Source organism: Plectonema radiosum NIES-515, from assembly GCF_025753815.1.
GTDB classification, from domain to species: domain Bacteria; phylum Cyanobacteriota; class Cyanobacteriia; order Cyanobacteriales; family Nostocaceae; genus Hassallia; species Hassallia radiosum_A.
The window spans coordinates 42,160-52,372 of record NZ_JAOWRF010000295.1; the positions used below are offsets into that span (position 1 = coordinate 42,160).

The 10,213-nt window shown below is 42.5% G+C and carries 12 protein-coding genes; 7 read left to right on the forward strand and 5 right to left on the reverse strand.

The features are described 5' to 3' along the window. The first annotated feature begins 344 nt into the window (after window positions 1–344). From OGM63_RS20440 to OGM63_RS20450, 3 genes are all read left to right on the forward strand, one after another. Window positions 345–1,055, forward strand: a complete 711-nt coding sequence (locus OGM63_RS20440; protein WP_263747490.1) for a Uma2 family endonuclease — start codon at window positions 345–347, stop codon at window positions 1,053–1,055. Between the two features lie 191 nt (window positions 1,056–1,246). Continuing rightward, the gene (locus tag OGM63_RS20445) at window positions 1,247–2,578 is read left to right on the forward strand and encodes a hypothetical protein (protein ID WP_263747491.1); all 1,332 of its coding nucleotides are present in this window, start codon (window positions 1,247–1,249) and stop codon (window positions 2,576–2,578) included. A gap of 139 nt (window positions 2,579–2,717) precedes the next feature. Then, window positions 2,718–3,380, forward strand: coding sequence for a hypothetical protein (locus tag OGM63_RS20450; protein WP_263747492.1), 663 nt, complete (start codon window positions 2,718–2,720; stop codon window positions 3,378–3,380). A 276-nt stretch (window positions 3,381–3,656) separates the two neighbouring features. On the opposite strand, the gene OGM63_RS20455 is transcribed toward OGM63_RS20450, so the two are convergent. From OGM63_RS20455 to OGM63_RS20465, 3 genes are all read right to left on the reverse strand, one after another. Further along, window positions 3,657–4,472: an SAM hydrolase/SAM-dependent halogenase family protein gene (locus tag OGM63_RS20455; RefSeq protein WP_263747493.1), complete on the reverse strand. Its 816-nt coding sequence runs from the start codon at window positions 4,470–4,472 to the stop codon at window positions 3,657–3,659. Window positions 4,473–4,642: 170 nt separating this feature from the next. Next, entirely contained in the window at window positions 4,643–5,992 is a 1,350-nt protein-coding gene (locus OGM63_RS20460) for a DUF3370 domain-containing protein (protein WP_263747494.1), read from the reverse strand. A 39-nt stretch (window positions 5,993–6,031) separates the two neighbouring features. After that, entirely contained in the window at window positions 6,032–6,544 is a 513-nt protein-coding gene (locus OGM63_RS20465; protein WP_263747495.1) for a pyroglutamyl-peptidase I family protein, read from the reverse strand. 58 nt (window positions 6,545–6,602) lie between these two features. On the opposite strand from OGM63_RS20465, the gene hisH reads away from it, so the two are divergent. Both hisH and rsmD read left to right on the forward strand, forming a co-directional pair. After that, on the forward strand, window positions 6,603–7,238 hold the full coding sequence (gene hisH, locus OGM63_RS20470; RefSeq protein ID WP_263747496.1) for an imidazole glycerol phosphate synthase subunit HisH: 636 nt from the start codon (window positions 6,603–6,605) through the stop codon (window positions 7,236–7,238). Between the two features lie 79 nt (window positions 7,239–7,317). Next, a complete protein-coding gene (gene rsmD / locus OGM63_RS20475; protein ID WP_263747497.1) occupies window positions 7,318–7,863 on the forward strand; it encodes a 16S rRNA (guanine(966)-N(2))-methyltransferase RsmD in 546 nt (181 codons plus the stop codon). A gap of 231 nt (window positions 7,864–8,094) precedes the next feature. Here the strand turns inward: rsmD and petG are convergent, their stop codons facing one another. Further along, window positions 8,095–8,208 carry a cytochrome b6-f complex subunit V gene (gene petG, locus OGM63_RS20480; protein WP_263747498.1) on the reverse strand — a complete coding sequence of 38 codons (114 nt, stop codon included), beginning with the start codon at window positions 8,206–8,208 and terminating at the stop codon, window positions 8,095–8,097. 189 nt (window positions 8,209–8,397) lie between these two features. Here petG and OGM63_RS20485 point away from each other — a divergent pair, with 189 nt between their 5' ends. Next, window positions 8,398–8,772, forward strand: a complete 375-nt coding sequence (locus OGM63_RS20485) for a c-type cytochrome (protein ID WP_263747499.1) — start codon at window positions 8,398–8,400, stop codon at window positions 8,770–8,772. 400 nt (window positions 8,773–9,172) lie between these two features. On the opposite strand, the gene OGM63_RS29930 is transcribed toward OGM63_RS20485, so the two are convergent. After that, window positions 9,173–9,286 carry a type II toxin-antitoxin system RelE family toxin gene (locus OGM63_RS29930; RefSeq protein WP_375340509.1) on the reverse strand — a complete coding sequence of 38 codons (114 nt, stop codon included), beginning with the start codon at window positions 9,284–9,286 and terminating at the stop codon, window positions 9,173–9,175. Between the two features lie 46 nt (window positions 9,287–9,332). On the opposite strand from OGM63_RS29930, the gene OGM63_RS20490 reads away from it, so the two are divergent. Continuing rightward, window positions 9,333–9,887, forward strand: coding sequence for an EF-hand domain-containing protein (locus tag OGM63_RS20490; protein WP_263747500.1), 555 nt, complete (start codon window positions 9,333–9,335; stop codon window positions 9,885–9,887). Window positions 9,888–10,213: the final 326 nt, after the last annotated feature.

Below are 10,213 nucleotides of genomic sequence, written 5' to 3' on the forward strand. Positions count from 1 at the left end.
TCTACGTATGACTCTGGAGATATCTATTGTGATTAGCTAGAAAACATCCATTCAGCTATAGCGGTATGCATATCCACAACTTCCCATCATCAAGTCTTTCAAATTAATTAATTTATCGTTGCCAAAGAATATCTGCAACTGTTACCATTCCCGCTTTCAAATGACCACGAATAGCTGACTTGTATCTGATGATATAAACGATAATATAATAGAATCATTAAACATCTCCAGAAAAAAATGTAGAGACGTAGCACAGAATCGTCTCTAGGGGTTTTGGACAACGCTAACGTTCATTTTCACTCCTATGTCTATTCAGTTATCTCATAAAATTGGTGGTGTGAGTTATGACTAGCCTCGTACCCAAATCTGAATCAACTGATATTTTTTATCCAAGTTCGGATGGTGAACCTTTGGCAGAAACTTCTGTTCATGCGGATGCAATAATTAACACCGTTGTTGCCTTGCGTCAGTATCTTGCAGGCAAACCGGCAATTGTTCTCGCAGATCAGTTTCTCTACTACGCTCAAGGTTATCCTCGATTGAGGGTAGCTCCAGATGTAATGGTAATTTACAACGTCCCACCTGGAGCTAGAGATAATTATAAGATTTGGGAAGAAAGACAAGTACCACTAGTCATTTTTGAAATGACTTCTCAGGGAACTAGAGAGCAAGATATCAGTTTCAAAAAAACTCTGTACGAGCAGTTAGCAGTACTGGAGTACTGGTTATTTGACCCTAAAGGAGAATGGATTCCCGAACAACTCCGGGGTTATCGTTTAATTAGACAAGAGTATGAGCTAATTACAGATAAGCGAAGTGAGGCTTTGCAACTACGGTTAGAGATTGAAGAGCAATTGATTGCCTTTTACAAACAGGATACAAAAGAGAAATTATTGGCTCCTGGGGAGTTAGTGCAAGCGCTACAGCAGGAAATTTTAGCACGAGAACAAGCTGAGGAGCGAACAAAACAAGCTGAAGAACGAGCAAAACAAGCTGAGTTACAGGTAGAAAGGTTAAAAGAACAGTTGCGTAGACGCGAAGCGGCTTGTCGTTAGACATCGCTTGGGGTTGATCCTGATGCTGTAGACATCGACTGAATTTAAATATGTGTTATCCAGCAACCCCTAGAGACGTAGCACAGAATCGTCTCTACATTCTTAATAACTTATAAATTACCGCGATCGCTAGATGCTAAAATTCTCTCAACAGCTATAATTTAACATCTATTTAAGCGAGAAATTTACTTGTGGATGTAATATTACAGCGATCGCACGAATTAAAACTAGCCTTAACCGATTTTGTGGTTGATGCAGAAGGTGAACTAGCTACAGCGCTGGAAACCTATGCAGCAGAACAATCACGTCGTGGTTCGGGAGATAGTAAACAGCAAGATTTCATCATTGACAGTTTTGCGATCGAAGGCAAAGTCGGTGATAAAACACCGCTTGATTTATTTTGTGAAAGTCATCCAGATTTACCAGATACAGAACGAAACCTGATTCGCAGTTGGCATCGTAGTTTTATTGGCTTGTTTGCCGTAGTTCAAATTTTACCTGATGGCTTTGAATTGGTAAATTGGCTAACAGAGAAACACTATATTGTCAAGCCAACTGATCCATTGACAATTCAAGAAATGTTGCGGTTTCAAGTAGGAGAAATTTTCCTAACTCGAATTGCTCCCGTAACCGACACTGAATGGATGTTTTTTGGTTCCCATACACTCTTCGGTAAATTAGGCAAACCAAAATTAGCAGTAGCAATTGGTAATTTCAAAGATAACTACAAAAATAATCTTTACGGTGATGCACCAGATTTATTAGAAGAAGCTTGGCTATCAGTCGAAAAATATCATCAGGAATTTGTTGATTTCTTTGGCAGCGATGAAATCACATTGTCGGGATATCAACTTAACAAAAAAGTAGTTGAATTCCAAGAGTTAATGACTGAGAAACGCTTGACAGAAGCCGGTATTGATACTTCTAAATCTTTAGCTGAAGCCGCTTCAGCCGCAGGTATCGACGAAGAAGAAATCAAAGCGGCAGCAGAAGAGTTAGGTGCTGACTCTCAAGTAGTTTCTCAGGTATTTAACAATAAATCTGCCAATAATAAAATGGTGATGCCAAAGGTTGATTTACCTGCGGAACTGAGAAAAGCCGAACAGGTAACGGCACTTTCTCATCCTCGTTGGGGACAAATGTTTTTACCAACATACGGTAAAATGAAGGCAATTTTAGAAGCTGAGGTGCCAAATATTGAAGGTTCAGAAAAAGTAATTCGTTACTTCCTAGAAGATAAAAGTATTAATGCCTTCGTTTGGTATCGGTTAGCGCAACAATACCCAACTCAATTAGAAAAGGTGTTGCAAACTTATTTACAGCGTCCAGATTTTAGTTTGGAAAGCGACTTGAAACCGCTTTTGCAGCAATTCAACAAACTGATTGAGCCAGAGTTACCAGAAATTGCTAGTGTACCTATACATCTGCATAATTTGTTTCAAGAAGCTTTGACAGATGTGAATAAATCTAAGTCTAAGGATAAAGCGAAAAAGCCCACAGCAAAGGGTTTTCAACGAAGTTAAGATGTGAGTATAAGCAATTCAAGTGTGCTTATACTCACATCTTGCACCAACCTTTTAATACAGTGACAAACTCCTTGGTTGACATAAAAGGAACGAAGTTGATAGAATCTCTAGGAAATTACACGTAAAATTTATCTGAATGAAAAAGCAGGATTGTGCTGTTTGGTTAGGTGGAGTGGCATTTATCGGTCTTTGTCCCTTGGTGATTGTGGCTGGACAGACACCTGCATCGGCTGCCTGTGTGATACCCGACTCCGTTTTAGATCAAGCTACCGTTATTGCCTCGTTTCTTAACTCAGAATGTACACAACAGACCCTGACGCAAGATACGACTTATTATCGCTATTACAATGATGATAATACTTATCGGTTTGGTAGATTTTTAACAACTAATTTTTATGACAGTAGTAATGGTAAAACTACATTAGATGCCATTCAAGAGTTGGCTCTAGCTCAATACTTCGGACCTCCTGCAAATTTAGCGCAATTGAGAGAAAGAGTAACTCTACCCGCAGGGTTGGATGTTTATATCGGTGTTGCTGGACCTCAATCTCCTAAAGCTTGCTACCCAGGTGGTGCCACACAAGGGTTTATAGAAAATACAAGAACTACAGGTATCTCATTTATTTTTGATGGCAATGTACCTGATGGAGGTTCCTTGCCCGCAAATTGCTATAGTGTTCCCAAACCGATTCCCGAACCCTCTCCTCTTTTTGGCATAGGTGCGATCGCTATAATCGGTTTGGCTACTATGTTCAATCGTGCTTTAACAGAGTCCAAAATTAGGCGTTGCACCAATTGAAGTATCAAAATCAAGGATCTTAAACTCTTACAAGGAGTGCTACGAGTGTGACTAGAAGTGAGACCAATTCAATCCTTTCTTCAGCAACACCCAAAATTAACAAGGGTGCCATTAGACATCTCCGAAAATTAAATATGCGTTATCCAAACCCCAAGAGACGCGAAATTTCGCGTCTCTACATTGTTTTTCACCAGATGTCTATTCCAATTCAAGTCTAAATTGCAATACACACTCCATCAGTGCATTGACCTAGCAGGAGCTACAGCAGTGTCGAAGTCAATTATCGTGGTACACGACAACTGCTGATTTCAACTGTATTTGCAACTGAGACTGAGCGTTACCTTTATTAATTGCAATTTCTACCCAGCCATGACTACCAACTAAAGCGATCGCATCTCCAACGTTGACATCACTATACGCTTCACGTCCTGGAATGGTCAATCCTGCGATTTGCACACACCAAGATTTGCCGTGTACAAAACTCCCAGGAATGTTGGTCACTGGGTTGCCAAAGCGATCGATATATTGAATGCAACCCATTGCACTCGCTTCTGATTGACTACATTCAGCGATATCTAGCGTCAATAAGGTGGTTGGGTCGATTTCTTTTCCCAACTGTTTGATAGGTACCCCATTGGCAAGATGAGCTCCTACCGATGCAAAAATATCTCTACCGTGAAAAGTCTTACTTGGTGAAGAGACTCGCCAATATTGGGAGTTGGTTAATTCTACAGCCACAACAGCAGGACTTTGACTGAGCACTCCACTAAATATACCATTGTCTGGTCCCACGAGAAAACCTTGAGCCAGTTGTAGTGCGATCGCTCTGCGTGTCCCTCCCACACCAGGATCTACCACTGCCACATGCACCGTTCCAACGGGGAAATAGGGATAAGCATTCAACAGGCAAAACCTCGCAGCCAAGATGTTTTGTGGTAAAATATGGTGCGTCAAGTCTATGACTGTTAGTGCGGGGTTGATTTGGGCAATCACTCCTTTCATCACACCCACATACACATCGCGATCGCCAAAATCGCTGAGTAAAGTGAGGATACTTGCCTGTGGTTGTTCGATTATCTGCTGATTTGACATTTAAAACCAGTATTACTGCTAAAGGGACAAAACCGATTGGTTCGACACGATGGCAGCCAGACAATTTTTACCTTTACGGAGTTGTTGAACCAATCAGATTGAGAGTACTTGTGTAGTAAGCGCTTCAGCGCTTGAAAAGAAAAGCACTTCAGTGCTTACTACGAAGTTAATTACTGAGTTGTGACTGTTAATACTTGCGGTGGGGTGGCATCTGGGGGATAGAGTAGGTCTACTTCGACATCGGAGCGATCGCCTGCTTTTAAGTTTAGCACTGCCAACGGTTCACCCTGTTGACCTCTTTTTTGCACTAAATGTATAAGTTTGGTCTGGGGTTTACCTTGCTCATCTTTGTAACGTAGTTGCACTGTACCCCGAAAGAACACTTGCGGTCCGGGTGTAGTCAAAAAGCGTAAGCCTTGATTTACTAATTTATCTTGCTTGAGTGGTGTTTGCATTGATATAGTTACAATGCGCCGACTTTGAGTATTATTGTATAGTGGCAATTTGAGACTATATTTAATTCCATAGTTACCATGAGCGCGATATGCGGTATCAGGATAGCGTACCAACATCGGCGCACTTTGAATTTGATTAGTACCCAAGCTACCACCCGGAACTGTACTCAAGGCGTAAGAAAAGGCTTGACCGGGTTGGGGAATAGTTAGATATTTAGCTTGGGGACGATCTACTAATAAAGCTTTCCACTCAGAACCTTGGGCAACACCGGCAACACGACCGTATATTATTGGTTTAGGACTATTTGGCTCAGTGGGTATTTTATCACGGGGTCCGGCTAAATCACTATTATTTAGGAGATTTTGCCATTCTTGCAAAGAAGGCGTTAGCGAACTACCATCAGAATTTATCGGTGCAAACATCCCAAGGCTTGCTGCATAAATCATACCATTACTTTGCAGATGTATCAATGTTGAGCGACCATTTAACGGGGGTGTCAATTCCTTGACGGGAATTGGCTGATTTAACAACATCTGACTTTGCCCAGGGGGAATGACAATTTGTGCGGGTAAAATTGGTTGTCGCAGTTTTCTGAGAATATCAGTCATTGCGCGATCGCCTGGACCTGCGAAAACTGTACCTAAAGAATTATCAATAATAGATGGCAATTGTATAAATGGTGCATCTGGTTGACTTAAATAACTCGCTCCCCGTAAAACATTCACCGTCACAGATAGATCCGTTGGGTTGTGCAGAATTATCCCTAAATACAACGTCCGCAAATTATCTGCGGGTTCAGATCTGGCAATGTGATGAGCAAAAATATCAAATCTTCCTCGAAAAGGAAAATTCAAGTGTGCCTGTGGTACTTTTTTCCCATTTTTTGGAAAGGTAGAAAGTAAAATCCCCTCCTTCAAAACTAATTCTGGACTATTACTGTTAAACACAGGCACATTATCTAACTGTCCGGGTAAAGGACGCACTTCTTGTTGTTGCACCACTTCTTCAGGTTGTGGTGGGGGAATTGTTTGAGCGATGGGAAAAATTAGTAAAAAAGGCAACATATATCTACATATTTGTTCACTGTCGAGACGCAAACGACTTTATAAAAGTGCCAATTTGTTAACAATCAATAAGAAATCGGCAAAAATTCCCCCAAAATTTGCGCTGGTCAAAACAGGAACATGGACAAAGATGCAACCAACTGTGAGTTGCTGCTGTCTCAAATAGTCCAAGACTGAATAATAAAGATGGTCGCAGACGAATTTGCCGCAGTCATGGCTAATCTCAATTGCGGTTGCTTCCTTGACTAGTTGTTCTAAATTTACCGTTGTCTGCAAAATATTTTCTGCGTAACTGGCAATTTTTTCAACACTCAATTGTTTACGGCTTTCTGCCATGCCACAAAGGATGATGTAATTTGGTTGAACGACTTCGATTTTTGCCTTCACCTGAGAACTGGCAAGCTGTCCATCGACCGGTAACTTTCGCAAAAAAGTAAAATCATGAGCAAGTGAGTTAAGTTTGCCGACTTCGATCAATAAATCATCAGAAGAATTTGACTGTTGATGAGGCAACCAAATGTCAAAAGAAGTTAATAGGATTCTTTTCTTCATAACAAATCTTATTTAGAATATAAAAAGTCTCCCTAATAAATTTACAAGGAGCAGGTAAATGCCGATAATTGCAGTTATAGATTATGAGATGGGAAATTTGCATTCCGTCTGCAAAGGGTTGGAAAAAGCCGGGGCAACTCCGAAGATTACTCACTCTTCAAAAGATTTACAACAAGCAGATGCAGTTATTTTGCCAGGAGTGGGAGCATTTGATCCCGCAATGCAACATATAAGAGCACGTGGTTTAGAACAACCAATAAAAGAAGCGATCGCCAGCGGCAAACCTTTCTTAGGTATATGCTTAGGATTGCAAATTCTTTTTGAATCTAGCGAAGAAGGCAAATTACCAGGACTGGGAATTATCAAAGGAAAAGTGCGACGGTTTATTCACGAACCCGGAATTACTATTCCCCACATGGGTTGGAATCAACTGCAATTGACTCAGCCAAAAAGTATTTTGTGGGAGCATTTGCCTTATCAACCTTGGGTATATTTTGTCCATTCTTACTATGTTGACCCAATTGACCCCCAAGTCCGCTCTGCCACTATCACCCACGGGAATCAAACAGTCACAGCAGCGATCGCAACCGATAACCTCATGGCAGTCCAATTTCATCCCGAAAAATCTTCTAATATAGGACTGCAAATCCTCTCTAATTTTGTTTCTCAAGTCCGTGAAAAAATTCCTGCATAATGTAAATGTGAGTTTTATGTTTAGTCTCTAGTTATTAGTCCTGAGTTACAAAGGACTAATGACCCATGACCAATTAAAAATGAGTCTGAGAATATACGGAAATCGCCAGATAAAAACTTTACCGGGACTTGATACCCGACCTACGAGTGCGCGGGTACGGTCAGCAGTTTTTAATATTTGGCAGGGAGAAATAGCTGGTTGTCGCTGGCTGGATTTGTGCGCTGGCAGCGGTTCAATGGGAGCAGAAGCCTTATCTAGAGGAGCCAGCTTCGTAGTTGGCATTGAACAGTCGAGTCGAGCCTGTGCCATTATTCAACAAAATTGGCAGCAAGTAAAAAACGAAGATCAGGAATTTCAAGTGCTGCGGGGAGACGTATTGCAGCGCTTAAAAAATTTATCCGGAAAGCAATTTGATAAGATTTATTTCGATCCACCTTATGCCAGTGGATTATATGAGCCAGTGTTAGAAGCGATCGCTTCTAGTCAGCTTTTAGATTCTAGCGGTGAAATCGCAGCCGAACACAGCCCCCAAAATTGGACATCTCCAGTAATTCCAGCTATCGAAATATGCCGCGAGAAAGTTTACGGCAACACCGCTTTGACATTCTATAGAATTGGGGAATGAGGAGGGGGGGAGGGGGGCAAGGGGACAGGGGAGACAAGGGGGACAAGGGGACAGGGGAGACAAGGGGGACTGCGTGATCAAGGGGGAATCTTAACTCCACTCCTCCACTCCTCCACTCCTCCACTCCTCCACTCCTCCACTCCTCCACTCCTCCACTCCTCCACTCCTCCACTCCTCCACTCCTCCACTCCTCCACTCCTCCGCTCCTCCACTCCTCCGCTCCTCCCCAATTTATAAGCCGAGCTGATTGCCGCGCTTAAATTGCTCGTAAGCCTTGTAAAATAAGCCAGCCAGCGTGACAACAATCAAACCAAGAACAATGCCTGATAGCAGGGGTTCAACCACTGTAAGTCTCCTATAATTAACGTTTTCTGCTTTTGATTCTACCAAATCGGGTATGAATCCCGGCTAAAATTGCATTTTTGAGCGCCGAAAAAAATCACAAAAATTAAATTTGTGCTTGCAGACACAATCAAGAACTTTTAAGCTATGTGTATGAAATGAAAAGTTTCTTATAGTTTTACAGCAAACCCTTTGGATAACCAGATTAACAAACCTGAAATTCTGATTCAGCGGATCGCTTTGTTTGCCGTGGTGATTCTGCTAGCAATCCTTTTGGGCATTTTTGCTGTTCGCACCCTTAGAGCCTCCGAGCCATATGTTAAGAGTGTTCTATCGCTGACAGGAGACCCAATTCAAGGACACGCTATCTTTCAAATAAACTGTGCGGGTTGTCATGGTCTAGAAGGTTCTGGACGAGTAGGTCCGAGTTTGCAAGCTGTCTCCAAGCGAAAGTCACGTTATGGGTTGATTCACCAAGTCACCAGCGGTGACACCCCACCAATGCCAAAATTCAAGCCTAGCGTCAAAGAAATGGCGGATCTGTTGAACTATTTGGAGAGTCTTTAAAATTGGGGAATGGGGAATGGGGAATGGGGGCTGTTTACAGCAATTGTCGGGTAAATAAACCCTTATTGTAGAGACGTTACATGTAACGTCTCTCCAGTGCGATCGCCCAATCAGATTTGACATACACTACAATCCGGTAAAAATATCCTTAGCCCTAGCGAATGGAATTTGCGGCTATACAGACAAAACCCACCGACCTGGGTTTCAAATTCCTTGAGTCTACCTAATCGCGGACTTCGTTTGTATAGCCGCGATTACGAACATCGCCGGGGCTAGTATACTTTAGACATCTCCAGAATTTAATTATGTGTTGCCCGAAACCCTTGTAAAGACGTAAAGCGTGGAACGTCTCTACGTATGACTCTGGAGATGTCTTTTGCTTTGCTAAGATTATTCAGGACTAACTTTTTCTATAAACGTCTTTGCGATGGTTGCACTGCAAAATTTGTACAAGTTGACTTTCATCATCAATTTTGTAACGAACTCTATAATCACTAATGCGGATAGGATACATCGCCTTTATTATTTATAGAGTACATAAATGATGTCACATCAACCGGATGAACAATTTCCTGGATCGCAAACTCTCCCGACGCTTTCGCACCTACGACGATAATGGCAATGGCTTTATTGAGCGGATCGATTTCGAGATGTCGGTCGCGCGTCTGGCTGAAGAATTCGGTCACGAATCTGAATCTCCTGCTCGACAACGGCTGCTCGATCTTAGCTTAGGTCTTTGGGAACACTTGCTTCAAGTCGCCGACACAAACACTGACGGGCGTATCAGCGAGACCGAGTATAAAGCAGCATTCGCGTCGGGACTACTAGAAAGCACCGAAACGTTTGACCAGGGCTACATGCCTTTCCTTTGCGCCGTTATGGATATCGTTGACCAGGATGGCGACGGGAAGCTCTCTGTCACTGATGAGATCCGCTGGATTGGTGCTATGCTGCACATATCCGAGGAAGATGCCCGCGAGGGATTTCGCCGCATTGACCAGGACGAGGATGGATTCATCACTACCCGTGAACTGCTCGAAGCCATCCGCGCTTATTACTTTGACAACTCGCCCGATTCTCCCGGCTACTGGCTGCTTGGTCCCCTCGAACCATAAATGTTCCCTTGACCCTCACAAACCTGCAAGATGGTCTGATGCCACAGGATTGTGTGATTAAGTTTCCTGGTAATTTAGGTAACCGTTCAGGGGGGAGGAGCGCCCTTAACGATACCCATTGCTTAAGAACGTTGGTAAAACCCAGATATTATATGAAATTATGGGAGCGGTTTCACAACTTATGGGAGCGGTTTCACAACTTATGGGAGCGGTTTCACAACTTATGGGAGCGGTTTCACAACTTATGGGAGCGGTTTCACAACTTATGGGAGCGCTTTTACAACTTAGGGGAGCGCGTACAAAACTTATGGGAGGGGTTTAACAAC

Excerpts from the sequence above, each read along its gene's own strand:
- OGM63_RS20440 (WP_263747490.1), top strand. The coding sequence starts at position 345 with ATGACTAGCCTCGTACCCAAATCTGAATCAACTGATATTTTTTATCCA.
- OGM63_RS20450 (WP_263747492.1), top strand. The coding sequence starts at position 2,718 with ATGAAAAAGCAGGATTGTGCTGTTTGGTTAGGTGGAGTGGCATTTATC.
- OGM63_RS20455 (WP_263747493.1), bottom strand. The coding sequence starts at position 4,472 with ATGTCAAATCAGCAGATAATCGAACAACCACAGGCAAGTATCCTCACT.
- OGM63_RS20460 (WP_263747494.1), bottom strand. The coding sequence starts at position 5,992 with ATGTTGCCTTTTTTACTAATTTTTCCCATCGCTCAAACAATTCCCCCA.
- OGM63_RS20465 (WP_263747495.1), bottom strand. The coding sequence starts at position 6,544 with ATGAAGAAAAGAATCCTATTAACTTCTTTTGACATTTGGTTGCCTCAT.
- hisH (WP_263747496.1), top strand. The coding sequence starts at position 6,603 with ATGCCGATAATTGCAGTTATAGATTATGAGATGGGAAATTTGCATTCC.
- rsmD (WP_263747497.1), top strand. The coding sequence starts at position 7,318 with ATGAGTCTGAGAATATACGGAAATCGCCAGATAAAAACTTTACCGGGA.
- OGM63_RS29930 (WP_375340509.1), bottom strand. The coding sequence starts at position 9,286 with ATGTATCCTATCCGCATTAGTGATTATAGAGTTCGTTACAAAATTGAT.
- OGM63_RS20490 (WP_263747500.1), top strand. The coding sequence starts at position 9,333 with ATGAACAATTTCCTGGATCGCAAACTCTCCCGACGCTTTCGCACCTAC.